The following is a 24,464-nucleotide window of genomic DNA, read 5'->3' as shown; positions in this document are numbered from 1 at the left end:
CTCCCCTGCCTTTAATTGGTTAGACGCTAGTCTAATGCTGGGGTTCAAGATAAATGGTACGCCCCAATAGGGGCTAAATAAACGCTAATATGGATAGCCTAGCGGAAAATGCCTTTTATCTTAGGTTTATCGGCTAGATAAGGTGCTAGACCTTGGTGCCCATAAGCTAGCTTGCGTTAAACCGCCATGCTGTATAACACCACCTCAACCTCGCCTTCCGGGGTGTCGACGCTAGTGTTTTTAATATACTCCATGCCGAGTTTGGTCATGATGTTTATCGAGCCTTTGTTGGCCGGATCGGCGATGGCGCTGAAATGGGTAATGGGCTTTTCGATGACACTTGCATGTACAACTAGCGCCTTGCAGACGGCTTTGGCAGCTTCTGTGGCATAGCCCTTGCCCCAACTGGCCTGGGTGAAGCGCCAACCTACCTCGAGATCCGAATGCTTTGGCTCATCGGTATAGAAATCCATCGGCCGTACCAGGATCCAGCCGATAAAGGTATCGCCAAGGTCCGATTCGCTGGCTAACGTATTAACTTTCCAGAGGCCCCATCCGGTGTCGCTATTGGAAAAGCCTTTGATACGAGGGATAAAATAGTCCTCAATTTCTGCCATGGTCGATGGCTTGCCGCCATTGATGTAGCGCATCACCTCTGGATCTTGGTTGAGGTCAAATAATAGCTGCGCATCTTCTTCGGTGACCGGCTCATAGCGTAAACGCTCACTATTTTCGATTTGCATGGGACTCCTTGTTATTATTGCTTTTCATCTTAGTCAGCTAACTATGATAGCCACTTTTGAATAGCGCCAGCAAGGTCGCTGCGCAATGAAGGGAAAATAAACGAGGTGGGTCGATAATGGCGCATCCATGCGCCGGGGGGCATTTTAATCGGCTGTAGACTAGAAGTCGTAACGGAAACCTAAGCTCACGACGGTGTCATCAAAGTCTTCATACTGCTTCACATCAAATTGACCGATTTCAGTGTGGATACGAGCAGATTTAGATAAACGGTACTCTGCGCCAACTGCCCACTGAGACACCTCAGGTACAGCAGCAACTGACTCGCCGAGTACATCATATACGCGAGCCGCAATTTTTCCCGTACTCGAATCATCGCTACCGTATTGAGCCTTCAACAATAGTTGTTCAATCTGATACGTTGCACTTACGATGTAACCGACACCATCACGCTCTTGATAATGTGTTTTAGTCGGGTTAACGAGTTCAGTTTGCTGAATTATGGTGCCTAGCTTTACGTTATCGAATTTCACATGGCCGACTAAACGAGTGGCTTTAATGTCTTCGATGCCATCGGAATAGGCAACGCCAAGATAAAAGTTACTCGTTTTAAAGAACTTATCTGCATAGGTCACAGCGATTTGATAGTTACCGTTATCTTTACGCAGATCAGAGTCGTTAAAGTAGTTGTCTTCCATCAGGTAACTCACACCCAATTGTAGCTTGTTCCACTTAGGGCTCTTGTATTCCAATGAGTCACCATGGCGCTTATCGCCAGGCATTAGCCGATCATGCTTTAGGCTATAGTTATCAAAGGCATCGGCAAACCCCTTACTCATTTTAAATACGGGATCGATGCGCCCAACCGCTAGTTGCCCCATGCTTGAATGTTTAAAGCCGATAAAGGTTGGACGGGCAGAAAATGGCTTACTCGCTTTATCTTGCTGCGCACCGTTCACCCCAACCTCAATTTTGTAAAATAGTGACCAGTCTGTGGTTAGCGCGGTCTGCCCTTTTACCCCGATACGGCTGAAGTTGTTTTCGAGAATAGTCCCGCTTTTGCCGCTATGGGTCGCGCTACCGCTGTCGGAATGTGTTACCGAATAATCGAGTCGGCCATAAAAATCGACAAGTTCTTCGGCCATGACTTGAGGGCCGACAAACAGGCTCGTCGCCAATAATGTAAGTGGGAAAGTTTTCATAATCATCATCTCTTTTAGGGTTAGTGTTGTTATTTAGCTGCTGGATGCTTGTGCTCAGCGATCACACCATCTAGACGCATCTTTTTATAGAGTTGCTCGGCCTGGTTAAGGTAGATATCCCAAGAGCTAGAGCGTTTGGTGAATCCCGTCGCCGCATAGTTTCCGCTATCTCCAGTCGCCGGCAGGTCATTGATGTCAAATAGCGAACCTCCGGCTTGTAGGTGCGCATTTAACGCATCGATCATCACGTTAAAACCTATGCGTGCAGGCTCTGAATAGTTGATAGAGTCGTACTTCGACTGGCGATAGAATTTCTTCAGTGAAGCATCCTGAATCTGTGCCTTCTCATCTGCGAAGATCTCGTCAAAATGGGCCTTAATGATCTGCTTTGAGGCTGGGTCTACCACTAGGCGCAACATCGCCGTGATACCAGTCCAGCGGCCTTTTTCGTTAACGAGTTTTTCAGCAAGTTGATAAAATTTCAGCCTAGTGCCTTCGCCATGAATCTTGTGATGGATCTTTGCCGTCAGTGGGATCATCGACTGTTGAATGCTGTTAGAGGCACCGGCAACGACGTCGATTCCTAAATATTTGAGTCGATTAGGTTCTTTTAACTTGTTGGCTAACTTAGGATCATGATTAGGATTGGGTTCGAAGGTTAATTTATCTTGTTCAACCATGAGCTTTTCCATGGTCAAGGCAGACTGTACCCAGGCAGTGCCCTTCTTCTTTCCCATCGAAAAGTTATATTCAGACATGCGTTTAGGGACGTCTTGATACAGGCGCGTGTAATAGTTTGGTCGGCCGCTCTCGTTGAACTCAGCCAAAATAACGTCGTTTCTATCCTGGCTGTTGGTCACTATGGTCATGCTACCCATGTGACCCTGACGGAATCTCGCCTCCTCGTAGTAATAATCTCCTACTAGCAGACCTAGCTTAGGCTGAATAGACCACTTGAGCTTGAAATCGTCGCCTTGCTCCTCTTTCGCTCCAACGGCCACATATTCGGGTTGCACACTGCTAGCGCGGGGCAGATCATTGACCGCTTTTAGAATGCCGTTGGAGGAGTAAGTGGCGCCTGATACCGCATCTATGCCTTCATGGCCATTGTTGGCAACAATCCTCGGCAGTAGACGCTCCGCATTTAGATAGAGTGACTCTGTCTCCTTGTGAGACTTGGTCTTGATATCGACTATCTTGCCCTGATCGACCTTAACCTCTAATACGATTTGGCTTTTCTTTCCTTTGGCCTGAACCAGATGAGTGCCGTCAACGTATTTGCCTTGAGTAAGTGAAGAGGCACAGCCAAGGGCAGATAATGTTGCCAACCCAATACTCGATACTATGATTGTTTTTTTTAATTTATTGGACATTGCCATTGTTAATTACCTTTACTGCGAGAAATTACTTGCAAGCATAAGTAATCTAAATTTGGCAACAACTACGGAAAACCGCAGGTTTAAATCTTATTGTTTGTTATTTTGATCTGCTTAACAAAAACAAACATCCTGTTTATATTTCACAGTAAGACATGGTTTATATTGATCATCTGAATTATTTAAAGAGTTTAATGTGAATGATAAAGCCAGCGCTGCTCGCCAATATTTTTATAATAGCCTGTTTGACGGCTACATCCATTTTTGCCGCAAGTGACGAGGATGTATTCAAACTGGCGAAAGACAAATACTCGTCAGAAATATTAGATAGTTACTACAGCTGTGAAGATAATGCGGTGATCACCTTAGATAACCAGACCGCAAGCCTGACGACATTAAAGTATTTTGGCACCTCTATCACCATCAGCCTTTATCAAGCACCAACTGAGCAGACTCGGGCGAGCCTATGTCGAGCGCTTTCGGTGATCCAGGAGTATCACTATCTCGCATCGGATTATTCTACCTATCCCCATGTCACCAACGTTAAAAGCGTCAATGAGGCACCAGGACAGAGTCATGATATCGACCCTCAATTGACGGCGTTAATCGCATCGGCCATCGATTGGCATGAACAGAGTCGAGGGCGGTTTAACATCGCGCTGTCGCCGGTGATCGCCTTGTGGCGAGCGCAAAGGTTTGCGTGCGAGAAACAAAAGGATAACTGCTCAATTCCCGATGAAAGGGCACTAAAACAAGCCGCAGAGCATATCGATGTCGATAAGATCCACCTGGACAGGCGGGCCAACAAGATCCGGTTGGCCGAAGGGATGAGCATAGATCTCGGCGGCATCGCCAAGGGCTGGATGGTAGAGAAGCTCTATGATCAGCTCATACGCGATGGCATGAGCCGGTTCGTTATCAATGCTGGCGGTAACATACGCCACTATGGCCTACACCCAAGCGGGCGCTATTTTAATATCGCTATCGAAGATCCCATCTGTAGGCAGAATCACTATCGCTCATCCAAATGCCAGTCTGAACAAGGCCGTTATCACGAGGTCATCGCTGGCAGCGACTTAACAGTCGTCAGCAGTGGTAACTACTTAAAGTACTTTATGGTCGATGGAAAGAAGTACCATCATATCATAGACCCTAAAACCCTCTACCCAGAGACCGAAGGCATATCTGTGACCGTTATTTTAAGCGACAATCAAATATATGCCGACGTGATATCAACCATGTTGTTCTTAATGCCTGTCGACGAGGGGCTTGAGTATGTTAATAGTCACCCATGGATCGAGGCGATATGGTATATCAATGCTAAAGGAGAAAAAATAAAATCTACCGGCTTTAATCAATATACAGAAAAATTGGAATAAAATAGCCAGGAAAACAGTAGAAGAAAATAGTGAGAAAAATAACGATACAAATAACAAGGCTAATATAAAATACACCATGTAATACATTGGCGGCCATTAATTATTCGCAAGAGTTATCAATATTGATATAGCGGTTTTCCGCAATATATGCTCAGATGTGAAACGGATCACTGAGAAGCACTAAAACATTAAGGTATTTCGTCATCATAGGTCATAATTAGTCTAGAGATAATCAATTGATGCCCCTATGACATCTATTTGCGACAGACAGAGAGCTATCGCTAGAAAAAGCGATAGCCGATATTGGTATCAGCACCCAAACGAAGGTGCAGCTAAGCTATCGGCGCTTAAGTACTTAAAGCGCGCCCAGCTCTTAAGGTTAAGGCACATAAGGCACTTATGGAAAGTATCGATACAGCTGCTCCCCCCCTTGTGTAGAGGCCTGTTTATAGGTCTATTTGTAGCTCTGGTAGCAAGCCCGGTACCAAGTGCATTGGCTAACAGTGATTCGAATCAAGCTGCAACCTTAACGTCTCGCTCATACACAGTGGGCGCGCTTGCCTTTGCGGCACCCGAGATAGTGTATCAGCGCTGGGCACCTACCCTGGCGAGGGTCACAAAGGAGACCGGCATTGAGCTGGAACTTGTCCCCCTCAGACCTGATGAGCTGGTTGAACGTGTCTCCAATAGCAGCCTAGATTTTATCATAGGCAATGCACTCATCACCGTGGCCTTTAAGAAGGACTATGGCGTCAGCCACCTGTTGACTCTGGTACCGCTAAATCATGCTAATCCAGAGCAGGCCGTTGGCACAGCTCTGATTTCGAGAAGCTCACTGGAAATTAATACCTTAAGCGATCTTGAAGGCTTGAGAGTCGTTTCCTCAGACCCAAACGCTTTTGGTGGTTTTCAAATCATAGCCGGAGAAATGATCACGGCGGGCATCGATCCACTTAACGATCTGAGACAACTTGAGTTTGTCGGCTTTCCACAGGAGAAATTACTCGACTTTCTGCGAGAAGATCGCGCCGATGTGGCCATACTCCCCAGCTGCGTGCTTGAATCCGCCATCGCCCAAGGCAAGTTGACCCGCGGTGAGTTGCATGTGCTTCTGCCGCAGTTTCATCCGGGCTTTAGCTGCCAAGCCTCTAGCAGCCTTTATCCTGGCTATGCCTTCTCTAAATTAGGCAAGACAGATCATGACGTCGCGCGGCAAATTGTGCGGGCCTTACTCGACATTGAGTCCCAAGATCAGCAGGCAATACTCGGGCGTTATCACACTTGGTCTGTGCCGGTTGACGATAGCCAGGTATTTACCCTGCTCCAGCAACTAGACCGTTGGCCCTTCGTCACCAACTGGCAACGATTGGCCGAGGATGCGATCCCCTGGGCCTTAGTGATAGCCATCATCCTGGCACTTGGCTACCTCCACCACCTTAGGGTTAAACGGCTGGTGAAGAAACGTACCCAGGCGCTAAGTGATGAGATGACACAACATAAAAACACTCAAAAGAGGCTATTCGAGCAGCAACAACAGTTCTATAGGGCGCAAAGAGTGCTGCTAACCGGTGAGATGGCATCTGGCATCGCCCATGAATTGAATCAGCCGCTGGCGGGTATCCGATATCTGGCCCAAGGCAGTATCTACCGGCTCTTAGCGCAGCAAACTGAGCTGCAACACGCTCTCAGTAAGATATTGCAACAGGTCGACCGTGCCCAAAACACCATTAAACGCTTTCGCCAATTTTGCCAGCAACCCAGCGTCTATCAAGACTGTGATCTAAAGGAGCTCATTCAAGATACGCTTAATCTGATGCAACCTGATTTTAAGCGCATCGACTTTAACCCTAAGCTGTTTCTCTGGCCTTTAACCGTGACCCTGGATATCAGCTTAATGCAGCAGGTGTTTGTTAACCTGATCCGCAACGCGTTAGATGCGATGGATGAGACTGACGATCCGCAACTGGCGATAGCCATAACTAACGATAGCGAGAATGCCGTGATAGTCGTGTCCGACAGCGGCATCGGCCTGAGTGAACAGGCATTAGAGCGATTATTTTTCCCCTTCGAGACCTCTAAGGCCAATGGTTTGGGGCTTGGTATGGTGGTTTGCAAACGGATAGTCGAAGAGCATGGCGGCAAGATCCGCGCCTTCAACAACCACGAGGCCTCGAGAACTCAACACTTACCTAAGGAACTTGGCGATGAGTTTCCCAGATTCGCCACAGGGCTCACCTTAGTGATCACTCTGCCTCTTAAGGAAAACGTACATGTGTAATCTCTATCTAGTCGATGACGACCAAGACGTCTTAGATTCTTTAAAGTGGATGCTTGAAGGCATGGGCTACGCCCCCCAAACCTTCACCAATGCAAGCTGCTTCCTAACTCAGGTAGATCTGCATCTGCCCGGGGTCGCTATTTTGGATATTCAGATGCCGGGTGTCGATGGCATAGAGTTACTGCAGCAGATCAAGCAGCAAGACAGCCCGCTGAGTGTCATCATGCTCACCGGCCACGGCACTATCTCGATGGCCGTACAAGCCTTACAACATGGCGCCATCGACTTCTTAGAAAAACCCGCCGATGGCGACAAACTCCAAGCCTTGATGAAAAAGGCTTCATTGATGAGCCTTGACGCCTACCAGCATAAAGAAAAGGCATCGAGTGTGGCACAACGAATCGCTTCGCTGACGCCGAGAGAACAACAAGTCATGCACGCCGTGCTCGCCGGTAAGTTAAACAAGGTCATTGCCGCTGAACTCAACATAGCCCAGCGAACCATTGAGCTCCACCGCCAAAAAGTTATGCAGAAGATGCAGGTGAATAATGTCGCCGAGCTCGCTTATTTGATGGCGATAACTAAACCCTAAGATTGTTTTCGTCTTTTGTATAAATCTGTAGCCAGCGAGTGTATGAAAAACGCCCTATCATTTATGAGGCGGTTAATCCTTAGCCGTTGTAATGGGAAATGGGCGAACCTGGCTTACATCTTTTTCCCGCTTTAGTTAGTATGGCATGGGCGTCAAAGTCATGACATTTATCCATAATTTGACACGACATTGACGTCGCAATAACAACTACTATAAACAATTAGCTTATTCGGGTAGCTTATTCATGTCTTTCAATACGGCCCTGTTGTCATTCGCCGTGTGCTGCTGCGCACTCCTTTTCAATGCCTCGACAATAGCCCAGTCTTATCAACACCTAGGCGAAAGTTTTCAGCAAAATTTTAAGAAGCAGCTCAAGGCTAACAAAGTACCCGGCGGCGCCTTTGTGATAGTCCAGGGCGACAACATAGTTACTCTGGATACCTATGGCAAACGCCATCAAGGCGGTAGCAAGAAGATCAATGCCGATACTGTGTTTCGCCTGGCATCCGTCTCAAAAACCTTTGCCGGGGCGCTGGCGAGTCAACTGGTGCACGAACATAAACTCAGCTGGCAACAACCTATCAATCAATACCTTCCTAACTTTTCCCTGGCGAAGCCTGCCGATAGTCAGGCGATCACCCTGGGCCATGTGATAGGCCAAAGCACAGGCCTGATGCCAAACAGCTACGATAACCTGGTTAATGCCAACGTTAAGTTAAACAAGATCATTCCCAAATTTGCCGAGCTGACCCCCATCTGCCCACCGGGCGTCTGTTACAGCTATCAAAACGTCGCCTTCTCCTTTATCGAGCAGGCGATCGAGCAGGAAAGCGGCCAGCCCTATGAAGAGTTGATCGACAAGCGTATCTTCGTGCCACTTGCCATGGAAACGGCCTCTATCGGCTATGAGGCCTTTACTCATACCAGCAATCGCGCCGAGCCTCATATCAAAACGAAACATGGATTTAAACAGGTTAAGGTGAAACCTAACTATTATCAGCTGGCGCCGGCTGCTGGAGTCAATGCCAGTATCAAGGATATGGCTAAGTGGCTCATGGCTAACATGGGGCATGAACCTAAGGTGCTCTCGCCTCAGGTGCTGGAAGATATCACTACCCCTGGGGTTCGCACCACTAAGGAGCTGCGCCGCCGCGATTGGAAACCCTATCTTGATGATGCTCACTACGGCAAGGGCTGGCGCATCTACCAGTTTAACGGCCATCGGCTGATCTACCACGCCGGTTGGGTCGCAGGTTATGTGACCGAAGTGGCCTACTCGCCAGAGCTGGATATTGGGATCGCCATCTTGCTCAACGGTGAGTCACGGGTTATCAGCGCCCTCGGCGCAGAATTTTGGCAGCAGGTGTTCGCCACTAAGCAAAGTTAGTGGCTAAGGTGGACTGAGGTTAAAACATACTCCTCTATTCGGCCCAATATGACTTAACATGGTTCGTGCGTTACCCATTAATAACAATAAGGAAAACCTATGATGTCGCAATGCCATTATGATGATACTCAGCAAGGAGCATCTTTGTCCCCGCTGGCCCTAACCAAACCTTTGAGCACTCTTGCACTGGCCTTGGTGGTAATACTGCCAAGCTTTCTCAAGCTCAAGCCGAAATCCAAGCAGAGACCCAGGCTCAGGCCCAAACTCAAGCACCTTGCTACTTGCCAAAGGCTATGTGGACGTCGCTAAGGGAAAGACTATCGAAGATGTAGCCATAGTGGTTCGCGGCAATCAGATAGTCTCGGTCGGCCATCAAGACAGTGTGGCTAAGCTAGGTAGTGTGGCTATGCAAGGCAATTATCGAGTGGTCGACCTTAAGGACAAATATCTGCTACCTGGGGTCATGGATATGCATGTGCATCTCTCCAGCGACGCCGAAGATAACTTTCTCGAATCGATGAATTACTCCATTCCGAGACAGACGGTGAAGGCGGTCAAGAATGCCCGCAGCACCCTGATGGCAGGTTTTACCACGGTGCGGGACCTAGGTGCCTCTGGTTACTCGGTTATCGCAACGCGCGATGCCATCAAAGCGGGTGAGATCCCCGGGCCTCGCATCTGGGCCGTTGGTCATGCGCTGAGTATCACTGGCGGCCATTGTGACGATAACTTTGCCGCGCCAGAGGCGCATAGCGTCGCAGCTGGTGTCGCTGATGGCCCCTGGGCCGTCAGGCAGAAGGTGCGCGAAAATATCAAATATGGCGCCAATGCCATTAAGATCTGCGCCACCGGCGGCGTTTTCTCAAAGGGTACCAAGGTTGGCGTGCAGCAATATATCGAGCAAGAACTGGCCGCGGCGGCTGACGAGGCCCATCGCTGCGGTTTAGTTGTTGCCGCCCATGCCCACGGCACCAGCGGCATCAAGGCCGCTATTCGCGCTGGCATAGATAGCATTGAACACTGCAGCTTTATGGATGAGGATGCGATTAAGATGGCAGTTAAAGCTGGAACCTACCTGTCCTGCGATATCTACAATACCGAATATACCCTGGCCTTTGGCGAAGCCAATGGCGTACCCCAGGCCAACATAGAGAAAGAGAAACAGGTCTCTAAGGCCCAGCGTGATAGTTTCAGGCGCGCCACATTAGCCGGGGCCAAGATGGTGTTTGGCTCGGATGCGGCCATCTATCCCCATGGCGACAATGGCAAACAGTTCTCGCGTATGGTTACCTTTGGGATGACGCCAGCCCAGGCGCTGCAGGCCGCGACCGTTAACAGTGCGGCGTTGATCCAGCAAGAAGACACCCTTGGACAGCTCAAGCCTGGCTTCTATGCCGACATCATAGCCGTAGATGGCGATCCGTTAGCGGATATCTCAGTGATGGAACGGGTGAGCTTCGTTATGAAGGATGGTGTGATCTACAAAGATTAGTCCGTAGGGGGCATTTGTCAGTTAGCTAGTTGTCTCAATAGCGAATAAGTCCACAAGTTAAATAGGCAAATGCCCCTACGCGTATCCTTGCTTCTCAGGCTCTGCCTGTAGATACAATAAGCGTGTCAGTAAGAACAATCGAGATAGTAATTGTGAGATGCAAAACACCTATCTCGAACCGTTGAGCTACGCTAACTAACATTCAGGGCTCAAACCTTAGGCGAGCCGTGTAACACTTAGCTCGCCCCAACTCTGGCAAAACGCCCAACGATTTTGTTTACAAAAATAGATGGCCTGATACCTGTTGTAGCTCACGGTATCGAGAGCAATAGACTGATTTGAACTGTTATCAATTTGGCTTGGCGTACCACAGCCCATTAAGAGAAAGAGAAATAGCACGAGTGAGTAGCCGCCCGAAGAGAAACTATGCCCACTTATGCGCAAGTTTCTATGTAGAGGTATATTTAACATAGCTACTCCTTATTTTGTTTGATGCTACACCCCGTTGCGCAAAAGCCAATATCGAAGAACCTCGACTCAAACATGCCAACCTCTGGCATAGCCCCTTATTTCACTATATGAGAATATTCCCCTCGGCGCAAAAATCAGACAAGCTTGTGACTTTAAGGCTCTACTTTAACGTTTACTTTAAAGTCTTTAGGAAAGCGGCTTTCAAACTGTCGAGTGGCGCCAGATCTTTAGGGCTCTTGCGGCTGCGGCTATAGAGGGATGATTCGATAAACAGCGAGAACCAGGCCGACAGACTGGCTGCATTCTTGGGCTCTGCGGCAGCGCTAAGTACTAAACTCGCCACCTCGGCGGTACCGAGCTGAAAATCACGACTTCCCTTACGTAGGCCATATCGCGCCGCGGCGTCCGGTGCAAACGACAGCATGGGCAGATGGTGCAGATATTCACTCTTGTTAAACATCTTGATCGCCTCACGCCAGCTGCCATCGAGCAGCACAAACAGCGGGCGTTTGGTTTCCGAGGCTAAGCGCGTTTTCAGCGCTACATCGGGCACCACTGCTTGAGATGGCATGGCATATTCGCTGGGGAAAACCAGATAAGGTTGATATTCGGAAGATTCGAGTAGTGCCATGAGCTTGCGATTAGTTCGGGTACGATCCCAGATATAGGCATGGGTATCGGGGATAAGATCGGCAATTAAGCGCCCGGAATTACTGGGTTTTAACACCTCATCGTCATACATCACCAGCAAAAAACTAACCTCGGATTGCAACTGCGCGCGGGTATCGCAGGTGCAGTAGCGCTGAGCCAGCAGGCAGGCCTCACAGCGCTCAAGGTTTTTCCCCCGGGCATTATAGGGCCGGGTAGAGATCGCCTTTCGATATTGGTAGCGCTGATGTACAGCATGGGGAGGAAGTGTCATTGGATAACCTATTAAAAACTTGGGGCTTACTCTTCATGGCTTGCCTGATTAAGTATAACCCGGTCAACACCATTTAAATCTCATTCATAAAAAAGGCGAACCATGATGTTCGCCTGTTTTTATGCTAACTCATTATCTGTGCGCGACGACAACGATTCGCCTTCATGTTTTACAAGATACGGCGTAGCAGGAAATCGGCGCGCAGACGTCTGATACGATTCATGATCTTGCGTACCGGCTTAGGATAGTTATTCAGGGTATCTATCTGGCTGTAATGATAGAGACGCTCGGTATGCTCGAGGATGTGCGCCTGTTCCTGTTTGAACTCTTCCGTCCAGGCTTGGGTTTCATCTTGCAGCAATAAACCGTTTTCTAAATCCAGCGCCCAGGCCCTTGGATTCAGGTTAGAGCCAGTGATCAGATGCAGGCGATCATCGGCGCTAATTCCTTTAAGGTGATAGCTGTTGCGATCATGCTTCCACAGATGAATGTTGAGCAGCCCGGCATCAATGGCCCATTGCTGACGCTTGGCAAATTTACGCAGCGACTGCTCGTACATGTAGGGCAAGGCGCCGATAGTCGAAAACTTCTCCTCCGGCGGAATGTAAAAGTCATTAGCCGTCTTGTCGCCAACTACGATGTCGATTCGTTTGCCTTTTCGCAGATGCTTAGCAAGCGCTCTGGAGAGAATATAAGGCGGATTAAAATAGGGCGTGCAGATAAACAGTGAGCGCTGAGACTGGGATACCAGATCGATCACTAGCTTGTTTAGCTTATTCTTCTTGCGCCCTAAACCAACCACAGGAGTGATGCGATTGCCCGTCTTGGTACTCGCAAAACGATATTTGGCCTTAGCCAGACGCTGTTTCAGGCTGCGAACATCATTCTTTTCCGGCAGCTTTTCGGTCGCCCTATCTTGGGTGAGCGAAGTAACGGCTCTGTCACTGGCGATATACTCCATCACCATGTTACGCATGGATTCAGCCAATGGTTTAGATTCGATCACATGGTAACGGTCGAAACGGTATTTCTCGCCCTGGTGCAGATAGATGTTATTCAGGCTGGCACCGCTGTAGATGACAGTGTCATCTATGATGAAACCTTTAAGGTGGAGTACGCCCATAAATTCGCGGGACTTTACCGGTACGCCAAGAATATTGATCGGATGCTCTGCGGCGTTAACCACCTCTTGATACATGAGGTAGTTGCCGCTGTCACCCTTATGGCCGATAAGCCCACGTCTGGCACGATGAAAATCAACCAGAACGGTAATATCCAATTCGGGTCTGGCTGCCTTGGCCGCCATCAGGGCAGCCAACACTTCCCTGCCCGCCTCATCATCTTCAAGATAGAGTGCGGCAAGGGTGATCGCTCGTTTAGCGTTCGCGATCTGTTTGAGTAGTTCGGCTTTAAGCGCCGCAGGCGTTAGCAACCAACGTATGGCGTCGGCGGGTAACGCAATTCCACCTAGCTTATCCAGCAAGGTATCCTCCTTTAAAAATGCTGCCCATCACGGTAGTAGCATTGTGGCGTGAGCGCCATAAACATGATTGAGATATGTTTTGCAGGCGAATAGTGCGCTAATACGGCCTGACGAATGATCTGCTCTACTGCGTGACGAATTTCGGGATCTTTAGGAAACCAGAGCACCTCGACTTGCACGAATGTCGTATCGACCTTGCCGGCTCGATAGCTGACGCTTGGCTCCCAATCTAAGGTGAAGCTCTCAGCCTTGATTTGACAAAGGTTTGCAAGCTCATCGAGTAAGGTCTCACTGATTCGACATACCGCCTCTTGCGGTAAACCGCGCATACGAATGTGTGGCATACTGGTTCCATCCCAAATCTTAAGGGGTAGAAATTACCCATTTACCGGGTTTGGGGCAAGGGTTTTCTGTTGTTGTCAGTCGCACTTGAGACAAAACGGGTTAAAATTAAGCAGAATCAGCGGCTAAAGTGCTAAGTTTTGCATCCTTAGTCTTAATTCTCGTTTAACGCTCCGACATTGGGCGTAAAACACCTTACAATAGGTTTATCTGTCTACGTTTAGGTTCCAGCATGAACAAAACCATTCTTCTTACCTTGGCATTAACCCTGTTAGCCGCATGGGGCATCTTTCATTTTAAGACGCAGCTCGGTTTTCTGGTGTTGCCGCTCTTTATTGTATTAGTGCTATTTGTCACCCTGCGGTTATACCGGTTGATGGAAAAAGATGAGCCTTCAACGGACGATTAGCCCAAACCGAAAACAAGGACCTGTTTCGACGCTTATGTATACAAGATTGACTAGAGGGCTTACCGCCCTTCCCCTTAATTTCCCAAGCTTGCTGACTAAGGCGATTCCGGCTGCCAAGCCTTTCGCCTTGTCTCTAGCTATTGCGGCTTCCTTAATACCTGCAGCAAGCAATGCCAGAGCCGACGCTAATACCAATACCAATTCCAATTCCAATACCAAGCAGCTTGATAGCAAGGGTTATGATAATCAAAGCTATTATGACAACCTCTTGTCGGTGATCGCGCCGCCTCACTCGCAACTGTCTATTTTTGCCCAGGATCTCTCCAATAATGAGATACTGTATCAGCACAACGCCGATACCCTAGTGCTGCCTGCCAGTACGCAAAAATTACTCACGGCCGTCGCCGCTATGCGGGTATTGGGTGAAGAGTTCAGCTTTGCGACCCAATTCTCAACCAAAGGGCGCTTGTCTCACGGTGTGTTGACGGGCGATCTCTATCTTTCCTTTAGTGGCGACCCCACCTTAACCACAGACGATCTACGAGCTATGTTAAAGAGCTTGAAAGATGCTGGCATTCATACCGTTAAAGGGAACCTCTTGCTCGTGGGGCAAGCCAAGGAGCAGACGCGCGCCCCTGGCTGGGTGTGGGACGATCTTGGGATTTGCTACGCCGCGCCGGTTTCCAGCTTTATCGTCAATCAAAATTGCGTCAAGGGCCAGTTAAAGCCAAAGCTTGCAAGCAGCGCCAGCCAACTCAACTTTCCGCGATATCTGCCCATCAAGGTGTCGACAACCGCGGTATTTGATAAGACGCAGCAAGAGCCCTTCTGTGAACTCAACTTAGCTAGGCTGCCGGATAATCATTACCACATCAGTGGCTGTTATCCGGGTGATAAGCCGCTTAATCTAGCTATCGCCGTGGATGACCCAGCGCTCTACGCCAAAGAGATGCTAACGCGCATGTTAAAGAGCGCCCACATCAAAATGAGCGGACAAGTGGCTATTGCACACAGAACGCCGATTGGCCTTAAGCCCTTAGTGACCCACAAATCGGAAGGACTCGAGGCGCTCCTTCGTACCATGCTGCTCGATTCAGATAACTTGATTGCCGATAGCCTGTTTAAAGCCGTAGGCGCTCACTATTACAAGGTGGCAGAAAACTTTCATGCAGGTGCCAGGGCCGTTAAGGCGATACTCGAGGCGGACGGGATAGATCTCAGCCACTCGCAGATCATCGATGGCTCGGGCCTTTCTCGCTATAACCTTATCTCGGCCCGGCAACTGGCCGAGGTCCTGGGCCTGATGGCGAAGGATGAAAAATTACGCCCCCTCATTGAGCTGCTGCCGGTCGCCGGGGTTAGCGGTACCCTCAACTATAAGCGCGGCTTTCATCAAGCTCCCTTGATGAATAAGGTCTCGGCCAAGACGGGATCGATGCAGGGCGTCGATAACTTGGCAGGTTACCTTTCACTCGACGCAAGTCACCAAATACTCTTCGTGGTCATGGAAAATGGCCAGAGCCAGAAGAGTAAGAAACAAAGCCCTGCGCCCTTTAGCGCCCTCTTCCTGCAAAGCCTGCTGGATAATCAAGGGCAGATAGTCAAAAGCCAAGGCAATGAGGACGTGGATAAGAAGAACAACCCAAAAACGCTCAGTGCGCAATAACATGCACTTAGTAAAATATGCTTAGTAACATGCGCTTAGTAAAATAGGTGAAATAAAAACGCCCGGGCCTATGGAACCGGGCGTTTTCGTTTTATTAAATCTAGCTGCTAAAACAGCTCTTCTGCCATCGCCATCACGCTGGCATCACCCGCGTTGACCTGCGCCAGATGGTAGTCGACCTTAGGCAGTAGCTTGGCCAGATAGAAATCGGCCAGCTGTTGTTTCGCCGTGCTAAAGCTTGCATCTTGGTGATCGGCAGCCCTATCGGCCATCAGTAACCAGAAATAGCCATAGATCAGATGACCAAAGGCATCGAGGAAATCGACGGCGCAGGCGTTGATCAAGGCCGGATTGCTTAGCTTATTGGCGTTGATATATTCACCGCTTGCGAGTAAGGCGTCGAAACGCGATGTGATAAGCGCCTTTTGCGCATCCGTAACATGGGTCATGGCTGCCAGCCGACTCTGGCACTCACCAACAAATTCAGTCAATGTACGCAGATCGTCTCCTGTGGTCTTTCTACCCAGGAAATCGACGGCTTGAATGCCGTTTGTACCCTCATAGATCTGCGCGATGCGGGTGTCACGAACCAGTTGCTCGATACCTGTCTCGCGAATATAGCCGTGACCACCAAACACCTGCTGCGCCATTACGGCGGCATCCAGGCCTCTGTCACTCAAGAACGCCTTGGCAACCGGAGTCAGCAGGCCGACATAACGCGCTGCCTTCTCCTGCACCTCTCCCTCAGCGTGTTTAGCGAGATCCAGTTGCTGACCGGTAAACACCGACAGCGCGCGTCCCGCTTCGGTATAACAGCGTATGGTCATTAGCATGCGGCGCACGTCACCGTGTACCAAGATAGGGTCGCTGGCATTGTCGCTGCCACCTGCGGCCTGGCCCTGCAGACGCTCCTTGGCATAGTCGCTAGCCATCTGGTAGGCCGCCTGAGAAGTGCCTAGGCCCTGAATACCAATTGCCAGACGCTCATAGTTCATCATGGTGAACATGCACACTAAGCCGCGGTTCGCCTTACCGATGAGATAACCCTGAGCATCGTCGAAGTTCATCACACAGGTCGCCGAGCCCTTAAGCCCCATCTTGTGCTCGATTGAGCCTACGGTAACGCCGTTGGTTTCGCCCAGCTCACCGTTATCATCTACCTTGATCTTAGGCACTAAGAAGAGTGAGATACCGTTCGAGTCCGGCAGTTTTGCCAGTACCAGGTGAATAACGTTTTCGGTGAGGTCATGGTCGCCGCCAGTAATGAAAATCTTACTGCCAGAGATAAGATAGCTGCCATCATCCTGCGGTATCGCCTTGGTGCGGATGTTACGCAGATCCGATCCCGCCTGTGGCTCTGTCATGTCCATGGCGCCGGCCCATTGACCCGAATAGAGGTTAGGCAGGTACTTCTCTTTTAGCTCGTCACTGCCGTGGGCATTGATACAGAGGGCTGCACCCGCGGTGAGTGAACCATACAAGGTAAAGGCGTTACAGGCGCTATAGGCCATCTCATCGACTAGCACGCCAAGCATCTTAGGCATGCCCATGCCGCCAAACTCAGGATCGCCGCATAGCCCTACCCAACCGCCTTCGGCATATTGGTCATAAACCTCACGATAGCCATCGGGTGTGATCACCTTAGCATCTTCAAAGCTTACGCCTTGCTCATCACCGGGACGGTTAATAGGATGGATAAGATCCCGTGAGATCTTCTCTGCTTCATCGAGGATCGCCGTTGCCGTATCCATATCGACGGTCTCGGCCAAGGCCGCTAGTTCACCCCAAGTTTGTGGAGCATCGAACACGCGCTCCAACAGAAATTTCATGTCGGCCAATGGCGCCTGGTATGGATTCATCTCGCCTCTCTCAAACGTAAGATTAAAACAGTCGTTTTAATCTATCTCAGTTACGGCTGAGAATAAAGCCCTTTAGTCAAATATTGTCCGCCATCGCAAATAAAAAAGCCCCGCGTAATTTGCGAGGCTTCTTAAGTTACAGCTAGTTACCAAATGAGGGACTTACCACATCAGGTCGTCAGGGATCACATAATCTGCGTATGGGTCGTCTTCTTCCACCACTTGGGTAGCATCTTCTGCCTGCCACAGGTAACCGCACCAGTCGGGCACCAGCAGGTTAACCCGCTCGGCAAGCTTATGGGGCACCAGGTAGCTCACCTCTTCGTGGCGAACTATCCCTAACTGGCCATTAAGAAGTTGGCTCTGCAGTTTTTCGCTCACGTACAGGCTAAAGATCTTAGTGCCTAGCGTATAGTTAAACTTAACTTCGGCATCCTTTGGCGGCTCGATGGCGCAGCGCTTAAATTCGGTGATTAGCCCGCGCACCTGGCCCTTCTCCATCGCCTCGGCGAAGCGTTGCTCGTTTAGCGCCTTATCCTTATCGATCTGCGCCTGTTTCTTTGCTGCGATCTCTTGTTTCAAGGCCTCTGAGCCATCATCGACTTTAGCTTTACGATCGCGACGCTTCTGGGTCTTGGCATCGCGAACCTTCTGTTTGCTGACCAGGCCAGCTTTGAGCAACTGCTCTTGAAATGGGTTTGCCATCTTTCTTCTCACTCATAGGGCAACACTATCTGCGCTACCTAATTCTCTTTCGGTTGTTGGGCCATTTTGCCTAATTGACTCATGGCCATGCTGGCACCACCGAGGGACCAACCGCCGTCTACTGGCAACACGGTGCCGGTAATGTAACTGGCCATTTCTGATGCAATAAACATCACCGCGTTGGCAATATCATCCGTGCTGCCGTTTCGCTTAAGAGGCACGCTTTGGGCAACGGCCTGCTGCAGTGCATCGCTGGGGGCCAGGCGGCTGAAACCTTCTGTGCCGCTGATGGGACCGGGCACTATAGAGTTAACCCTGATCCCCTCAATGCCCCACTCGAGTGCCAGACTCTTGGTCAACATGTCGACCCCGGCCTTGGCCGCGCTTACATGGGACTGCATCGGCATGGCGATATAGGCCTGAGGCGCCGAGATCTGTACTATGGCGCCGCCGGGGCGACGCATCAAGGGATAGGCCTGCTTGAGCACCTGAAAACTGCCGAGCAGATCGATATCCATCACCGACTTGAAACCGTTTTCGGAAAGCTCCGCCGCTGTCGCCGGGAAATTTCCGGCCGCGCCACTGACCAGCACATCCAATTGGCCATAAGCATCGGCTATCTGCTTAAAACCAGTCTTAAGCGCCTCTAGATCCCGAACATCGAAGGCGACGCCAAGCATCTTACCTTGACCATTAATCTCGCGCAGCGCCTCTACGGCCGCATCAACCTTTTCCTGACGTCGGCTGGCCACGGCAACGTTAGCACCCGCCTTGGCAAAAGCCTTGGCGATACCCAGGTTAATGCCACTGGTACCGCCCACTACAAAGACGTTTTTCCCTTGATAATCGAACATCTTCTTTCCCTGTCTAATAAAACCTTAAGAGTTAAATTAGGAGGCTCGAAGTGTCAGGTCAAGCTATTTAAGCGATGCATGGATCTCGGTCAATGCCGCGAGTGGATTAGCCGCCTTGGTGATAGGACGGCCAATCACCAGGTAATCGGAACCCGCTGCCAGCGCCTGCGTCGGCGTCATCACGCGGTGCTGATCCCCCTTGTCGCTGCCGGCTGGGCGAATACCCGGCGTAACCAACTTAAAGTCGGCGCCAAATTCGGCCTTTAGCATGCTGGCTTCCTGGGCCGAACAGACGATACCGTTCAGTCCTGCCTGTTTGGTGAGGCTTGCCAGACGCTTAACATGCTCGGCCGCCGGCACATTGATGCCAAGCAGCTCGAGCTCTTCATCGCTCATTGAGGTTAGTACCGTCACGGCGATCAGCAGCGGGGCCTTGTCGCCATATGGAAGCAGCGCCTCGCGAGCTGCCTGCATCATGGCCAGTCCACCGCTGGCATGCACGTTAGTCATCCACACCCCTAGCTCTGCCGCAGCAGCGACGGCCTTGGCGACTGTGTTCGGAATGTCGTGGAATTTTAGATCCAGGAAAAGGTCAAAGTCGCGACTGTGGATCTCTTTAACCAATTCAGGGCCAAAGAGGGTGAACATCTCTTTGCCTATTTTGAGGCGGCACATATTGGGGTCTAGCTGATCGATGAGCTGCAAAGCTTCGGATTTATTATCGTAATCTAGCGCCACTATAATAGGTTTGTTGCTCATGCTGTTCTCCTGTTGCTTTGCATTTTATTGTCTATTTACTCCCCGTCGAGTCCGCGGATCCGCTTGATGGTGCCCCAACTCTTACAGGAAGGGCAATGCCAGTAGAGGGTGTGGGACGGGAAACCACACTCAATACAGCGGTAACTGGGACGGAATTTTATCTGCTGCTCGACTAGTTCGGCGAGCATGTTCAAACTCTGTTTTGCCTGACCATCTTCGGCGTGTTGGATCTGCATCTTCATCAGATGCTGGAAACTCTTCATGGTCGGATGGCGATAGAGGCCATCGAGAATCAACTTCTCGGCGTCTTGGGTTTCTCCCTGAATGATCATCTGCTGCGCCAGAGTGATGGCCACACTCGCGCCAGCCCCCTGCTCTAACGCTTCGCGTAGCAGTTCACGATAGGCGCCGAGATCCTCGGTCGATTGATAAACTTCTTTGGCGATGGCGAGCGCCTCGGGAAAGAGTTCGATATCGGCATCTTTCAACCGGCAGAGCATCTCCTTGGCGCGGCCAAATTCCTGCTGAGCGAGGAACAGCTTGGCGCTGGTTAACATGGCGCGGCCACATTGGGGATCTTGCTTTATCGCCTGTGCCAGGTGTTTAAGCTTGAGCTCGCTGTCGCTGGCCTCATCGGCAAGCTCACAATAGAGATGGGCCTGCAGGTGTTTGAGCGATTGCTGACGCTTACGCTTGAGGCTCTTGATGATATCTATTGCTTTTTGCCAGTCTTTGGTCACCTGGTAGATGGCGATCAGCTGATCTTCGGCCTCTTCGCTGTGATCTTCCTGGCGAACCAGATTAAGGAAGATCTCCTCGGCTCTGTCGTAGAAGCCGGCGGCCAGATAGTCTTTGCCCAGCTCCATCATGGCGATGTCACGCTGTTCGGTTGTCAGAGTTGGGCGGGCAATCAGGTTTTGGTGAATACGAATCGAGCGGTCTACCTCGCCTCGCTTGCGAAACAAGGAGCCGAGGGAGAGATGGGTATCAATGGTGTCGTCATCCACGTCCAGCATGGAGATAAAGAGATCGACTGCCTTATCCGATTCATTAGACAGAAGGAAATTAAGGCCGGTAAAGTAATCGCGGCTTAACTGCTTACGTTTACTATTCTGCTTATGCCTGATACTACGGCGACCCATGTACCAACCGTAACCGGCGGCAATGGGTAACAACAGAAACAGAATCTCTAACATACTAAGCGTTTACTTCCTTCGCTTGATGTTCGATTTGGGTAGATGGTGGGAGTATCTCAACCGGTAACTTGGCTTCTAACTGCTCTAACTTCTTGTTGGCCTTGCGCAGTTGCAGCCTTACCTTAGTAATATGGTAGATGGCAAACAGCCAGCTAACCAGGAAGCCTGCTAGAAACACCACGCCGAGCACGACAGGCAGTCGATATTCACCCTGAGCGACAAAATAACTGATGGTCACCAGCTGTTCATTGCGTGCACCAAACAATAAAGCCAAGACGAAAAACAGGGCGACAAGCACGGTCGCGATAAATGACTTCACGTTACTCTCCATAAACCCGTGGTGGTGGGTTGATTATCCAAGAAATTTAGCGAACTAGCTAGCCATACCTAGAATTTAGGCATAAAAAAACCTCCTTTCGGAGGCTTTTAAAACAATGTCATTTACGAGTTGATAGCATCAACGCGCTCACGCAGTTCTTTGCCAGGCTTAAAGTGCGGTACATACTTGCCTTCCAGTTCAACTGAAGTGCCGGTCTTAGGATTACGGCCTGTACGTGGTGCACGATAATGAAGGGAAAAACTACCAAAGCCACGGATCTCGATACGGTCACCGCCTTCCAATGTCGTTGCCATCTGCTCCAACATCTCTTTAATAGCGCTTTCTACTTCTTTTGCCGACAGCTGCGACTGCCTAGTGGCAAGTTTTTCGATCAGTTCGGATTTAGTCATCCTGTACCCTCTATAATCAAGCCAAACACAGTCACCTAGCGGGGATGTTACCATCCCCGAACTTCAGGCGAATTATTTGCGAGCCGCTTTGAACGCTTCAGCCATGGCATTGCTCATAGCAACGTCATCTTGCTTGTTCAAGTTAGCCATCGCTTCCTTCTCATCAGCTTCGTCTTTCGCGCGGATAGACAGGCTGATAGAACGGTTCTTGCGATCAACACCCATGAACTTAGATTCAACAGTGTCACCTACTGAGTATACAGTAGATGCATCTTCGATGCGCTCACGAGAGATGTCAGAAACACGTAGGTAACCTTCTACAGTTTCAGCCAACTCGATAGTAACGCCTTTCGCGTCTACTGCAGTAACAGTACCAGTTACGATAGCACCTTTCTTCTTATCTGCAAGATAAGCGTTGAATGGATCGTCTTCAGTCTGCTTAACACCTAGGCTGATACGCTCACGCTCTGGGTCAACTGACAGTACAACTGCGCTGATTTCGTCGCCTTTCTTGTAGTCAGATACAGCTTCTTCGCCAGTACCGTTCCAAGAGATGTCAGACAGGTGAACCAGACCGTCGATGCCGCCGTCTAGACCGATGAAGATACCGAAGTCAGTGATAGACTTGATCTTACCAGTAACCTTGTCGCCTTTCGCGTAACGCTCTGCGAAATCATCCCATGGGTTAGTCTTACATTGCTTCAGACCTAGAGAAATACGACGACGCTCTTCATCGATGTCCAGAACTAGAACTTCAACTTCATCACCTAGGTTAACAACCTTAGATGGGTGGATGTTCTTGTTAGTCCAATCCATTTCAGAAACGTGTACCAGACCTTCAACGCCTTCTTCGATTTCAACGAAGCAGCCGTAGTCAGTTAGGTTAGTTACGCGACCAGTCAACTTAGTGTTTTCTGGGTAGCGCTTGCTGATTTCTAACCATGGGTCTTCGCCAAGTTGCTTAAGACCTAGTGAAACACGAGTGCGCTCACGATCGTACTTAAGTACTTTAACGTTGATTTCGTCACCAACGTTTACGATTTCAGATGGGTGCTTAACGCGCTTCCAAGCCATATCTGTGATATGTAGAAGACCGTCAACGCCACCTAGGTCAACGAATGCACCGTAGTCAGTCAGGTTCTTAACGATACCCTTAACTGCTTGACCTTCTTGTAGGTTTTCAAGTAGCGCATCACGCTCTGCACTGCTTTCAGATTCGATAACAGCACGACGAGAAACAACAACGTTGTTACGCTTCTGGTCTAGCTTGATAACCTTGAATTCTAGTTCTTTGTTTTCTAGGTGAGCAGTGTCGCGAACTGGGCGAACGTCAACTAGAGAACCTGGTAGGAATGCACGGATACCGTTTAGTTCAACGGTGAAACCGCCTTTAACCTTACCATTGATGACACCGATTACAGTTTCAGCATCTTCGTAAGCTTTTTCTAGAACGATCCAAGCTTCGTGGCGCTTAGCTTTCTCACGAGAAAGTTGAGTTTCACCGAAACCATCTTCAACAGAGTCAAGGGCTACGTCAACTTCATCACCAACAGCGATTTCTAGAACGCCTTGTGCGTTTTTGAATTGGTCAGCTGGGATTGGGCTTTCAGACTTAAGGCCAGCGTCAACCAGTACCATACCGTTCTGGATTGATACTACAGTACCACGAACGATAGAACCTGGACGGAACTCAAGTTGTTGAAGGGATTGTTCAAATAGATCAGCAAAAGATTCAGTCATGTTAATTTACTTTAAGTAATAAACCACGGCCCATCCTAGACGTGGAGTCAGATTAATCATTTGTCGCATCCATGTGACAAATCGTAACGACCCAGCTCCCTAGAGAACAAGATCAGGTAATTTTTCTTTGATGTGAGAGAGCGCAAGCTCAACTACTTCATCAATGCCTATGCCAGTCGTATCGATCACCAGCGCATCCTCGGCAGGAACCAGAGGAGCGACCGGGCGATTCATATCACGCTCATCGCGTTCAACGACCTCGGCCAAAAGACGGTCGATATTAACATCGAAGCCCTTGTCCTGCAACTGATTATAGCGCCTTTGGGCCCTTTCCTCAGCTGACGCGGTTAAATAAAGTTTAGCTGGGCTTGTGGGAAAAACGACCGTGCCCATGTCGCGACCATCAGCGATCAAACCTGGAGCCTCGGCAAAGGCGCGCTGACGACGAAGAAGCGCCTCACGAACGCGGGGGAAAGCCGCGACTTTTGAGGCTGCATTCGAGCACTCCTGGCTACGGATGGCGTGGGATACATCCTCGCCTTCCAGGACCACTTTAATGCCATTGCCATTAGCCGTAATGAATTGCACATCTAAATGCGCGGCTAACAGGGCCAGCGAGGCTTCGTTATCTAACTCGACGTTGTGGTGAATTGCCGCGAGGGCCAAGACACGATATATGGCACCGCTATCAAGCAGCTTCCATCCTAAACGCGAAGCAAGTATCTGACTAATAGTGCCTTTACCTGCACCGCTTGGGCCGTCAATAGTGACGATGGGAGCCCGTTGTGACATATGATTCTCCAAATTAAATCTATCTTCCCTAAAGATCCTGAATGTCGTCCACGAAAAAACTGCGCGCGCATTATAAACTAAAAGCAATCA

Annotated in this window: 22 protein-coding genes; 7 read left to right on the top strand and 15 right to left on the bottom strand. The window is 49.8% G+C overall.

What is annotated here, in order from left to right; translation table 11 throughout:
• Window positions 1–176 precede the first annotated feature (176 nt).
• From SHEW_RS10210 to SHEW_RS10200, 3 genes are all read right to left on the bottom strand, one after another.
• Window positions 177–743 carry a GNAT family N-acetyltransferase gene (locus tag SHEW_RS10210; protein WP_011865772.1) on the bottom strand — a complete coding sequence of 189 codons (567 nt, stop codon included), beginning with the start codon at window positions 741–743 and terminating at the stop codon, window positions 177–179.
• Window positions 744–902: 159 nt separating this feature from the next.
• Window positions 903–1,943 (bottom strand): porin, encoded by a 1,041-nt coding sequence (locus SHEW_RS10205; RefSeq protein WP_041407156.1) that lies wholly within the window; start codon window positions 1,941–1,943, stop codon window positions 903–905.
• 29 nt (window positions 1,944–1,972) lie between these two features.
• On the bottom strand, window positions 1,973–3,322 hold the full coding sequence (locus SHEW_RS10200; protein WP_011865770.1) for an FMN-binding protein: 1,350 nt from the start codon (window positions 3,320–3,322) through the stop codon (window positions 1,973–1,975).
• 242 nt (window positions 3,323–3,564) lie between these two features.
• Between SHEW_RS10200 and SHEW_RS10195 the strand changes: the two genes are divergently transcribed.
• The 5 genes from SHEW_RS10195 to SHEW_RS10175 all read left to right on the top strand — a co-directional run bounded on the left by SHEW_RS10195 (window position 3,565) and on the right by SHEW_RS10175 (window position 10,447).
• Window positions 3,565–4,698 carry an FAD:protein FMN transferase gene (locus SHEW_RS10195; RefSeq protein WP_223294785.1) on the top strand — a complete coding sequence of 378 codons (1,134 nt, stop codon included), beginning with the start codon at window positions 3,565–3,567 and terminating at the stop codon, window positions 4,696–4,698.
• 493 nt (window positions 4,699–5,191) lie between these two features.
• A complete protein-coding gene (locus tag SHEW_RS10190; RefSeq protein ID WP_223294784.1) occupies window positions 5,192–6,976 on the top strand; it encodes a sensor histidine kinase in 1,785 nt (594 codons plus the stop codon).
• Window positions 6,969–7,568, top strand: coding sequence for a response regulator transcription factor (locus tag SHEW_RS10185; protein WP_011865767.1), 600 nt, complete (start codon window positions 6,969–6,971; stop codon window positions 7,566–7,568). The genes SHEW_RS10190 and SHEW_RS10185 overlap by 8 nt, the downstream gene beginning before the upstream one ends.
• A gap of 244 nt (window positions 7,569–7,812) precedes the next feature.
• Window positions 7,813–8,955, top strand: a complete 1,143-nt coding sequence (locus SHEW_RS10180) for a serine hydrolase domain-containing protein (protein WP_011865766.1) — start codon at window positions 7,813–7,815, stop codon at window positions 8,953–8,955.
• 274 nt (window positions 8,956–9,229) lie between these two features.
• On the top strand, window positions 9,230–10,447 hold the full coding sequence (locus SHEW_RS10175; RefSeq protein WP_011865765.1) for a Xaa-Pro dipeptidase: 1,218 nt from the start codon (window positions 9,230–9,232) through the stop codon (window positions 10,445–10,447).
• Window positions 10,448–11,090: 643 nt separating this feature from the next.
• Here the strand turns inward: SHEW_RS10175 and SHEW_RS10170 are convergent.
• From SHEW_RS10170 to SHEW_RS10160, 3 genes are all read right to left on the bottom strand, one after another.
• Entirely contained in the window at window positions 11,091–11,840 is a 750-nt protein-coding gene (locus tag SHEW_RS10170) for a tRNA-uridine aminocarboxypropyltransferase (RefSeq protein ID WP_011865764.1), read from the bottom strand.
• A 169-nt stretch (window positions 11,841–12,009) separates the two neighbouring features.
• On the bottom strand, window positions 12,010–13,323 hold the full coding sequence (gene pssA, locus SHEW_RS10165; protein WP_011865763.1) for a CDP-diacylglycerol--serine O-phosphatidyltransferase: 1,314 nt from the start codon (window positions 13,321–13,323) through the stop codon (window positions 12,010–12,012).
• A gap of 11 nt (window positions 13,324–13,334) precedes the next feature.
• Complete coding sequence (locus SHEW_RS10160) at window positions 13,335–13,667, bottom strand: DUF1904 domain-containing protein (RefSeq protein ID WP_011865762.1); 333 nt, start codon at window positions 13,665–13,667, stop codon at window positions 13,335–13,337.
• A 230-nt stretch (window positions 13,668–13,897) separates the two neighbouring features.
• On the opposite strand from SHEW_RS10160, the gene SHEW_RS20585 reads away from it, so the two are divergent.
• Window positions 13,898–14,074, top strand: coding sequence for a hypothetical protein (locus tag SHEW_RS20585; RefSeq protein WP_011865761.1), 177 nt, complete (start codon window positions 13,898–13,900; stop codon window positions 14,072–14,074).
• Window positions 14,075–14,108: 34 nt separating this feature from the next.
• Complete coding sequence (gene dacB / locus SHEW_RS10155) at window positions 14,109–15,740, top strand: D-alanyl-D-alanine carboxypeptidase/D-alanyl-D-alanine endopeptidase (protein WP_011865760.1); 1,632 nt, start codon at window positions 14,109–14,111, stop codon at window positions 15,738–15,740.
• 107 nt (window positions 15,741–15,847) lie between these two features.
• Here dacB and SHEW_RS10150 read toward each other — a convergent pair whose 3' ends face one another.
• The 9 genes from SHEW_RS10150 to cmk form a co-directional block, all read right to left on the bottom strand.
• On the bottom strand, window positions 15,848–17,599 hold the full coding sequence (locus tag SHEW_RS10150; RefSeq protein WP_011865759.1) for an acyl-CoA dehydrogenase family protein: 1,752 nt from the start codon (window positions 17,597–17,599) through the stop codon (window positions 15,848–15,850).
• A 162-nt stretch (window positions 17,600–17,761) separates the two neighbouring features.
• Window positions 17,762–18,304: a DUF2058 domain-containing protein gene (locus tag SHEW_RS10145; protein ID WP_011865758.1), complete on the bottom strand. Its 543-nt coding sequence runs from the start codon at window positions 18,302–18,304 to the stop codon at window positions 17,762–17,764.
• A 38-nt stretch (window positions 18,305–18,342) separates the two neighbouring features.
• On the bottom strand, window positions 18,343–19,158 hold the full coding sequence (locus SHEW_RS10140) for an SDR family oxidoreductase (protein WP_011865757.1): 816 nt from the start codon (window positions 19,156–19,158) through the stop codon (window positions 18,343–18,345).
• Window positions 19,159–19,221: 63 nt separating this feature from the next.
• The gene (pyrF, locus tag SHEW_RS10135; protein WP_011865756.1) at window positions 19,222–19,917 is read right to left on the bottom strand and encodes an orotidine-5'-phosphate decarboxylase; all 696 of its coding nucleotides are present in this window, start codon (window positions 19,915–19,917) and stop codon (window positions 19,222–19,224) included.
• Between the two features lie 35 nt (window positions 19,918–19,952).
• Window positions 19,953–21,113, bottom strand: coding sequence for a lipopolysaccharide assembly protein LapB (gene lapB, locus SHEW_RS10130; RefSeq protein WP_011865755.1), 1,161 nt, complete (start codon window positions 21,111–21,113; stop codon window positions 19,953–19,955).
• A 1-nt stretch (window position 21,114) separates the two neighbouring features.
• Window positions 21,115–21,432: a LapA family protein gene (locus SHEW_RS10125; RefSeq protein WP_041407148.1), complete on the bottom strand. Its 318-nt coding sequence runs from the start codon at window positions 21,430–21,432 to the stop codon at window positions 21,115–21,117.
• A 122-nt stretch (window positions 21,433–21,554) separates the two neighbouring features.
• The gene (gene ihfB / locus SHEW_RS10120) at window positions 21,555–21,842 is read right to left on the bottom strand and encodes an integration host factor subunit beta (RefSeq protein WP_011865753.1); all 288 of its coding nucleotides are present in this window, start codon (window positions 21,840–21,842) and stop codon (window positions 21,555–21,557) included.
• Window positions 21,843–21,914: 72 nt separating this feature from the next.
• On the bottom strand, window positions 21,915–23,582 hold the full coding sequence (rpsA, locus tag SHEW_RS10115; RefSeq protein ID WP_011865752.1) for a 30S ribosomal protein S1: 1,668 nt from the start codon (window positions 23,580–23,582) through the stop codon (window positions 21,915–21,917).
• 99 nt (window positions 23,583–23,681) lie between these two features.
• Window positions 23,682–24,374, bottom strand: coding sequence for a (d)CMP kinase (cmk, locus tag SHEW_RS10110; RefSeq protein WP_011865751.1), 693 nt, complete (start codon window positions 24,372–24,374; stop codon window positions 23,682–23,684).
• Between the last annotated feature and the right edge of the window lie 90 nt (window positions 24,375–24,464).

It is taken from the genome of Shewanella loihica PV-4, assembly GCF_000016065.1.
Taxonomy (GTDB): domain Bacteria; phylum Pseudomonadota; class Gammaproteobacteria; order Enterobacterales; family Shewanellaceae; genus Shewanella; species Shewanella loihica.
The sequence above is the reverse complement of the archived record's forward strand: the minus strand, read 5'-3'. Positions and strand labels throughout refer to the sequence as shown.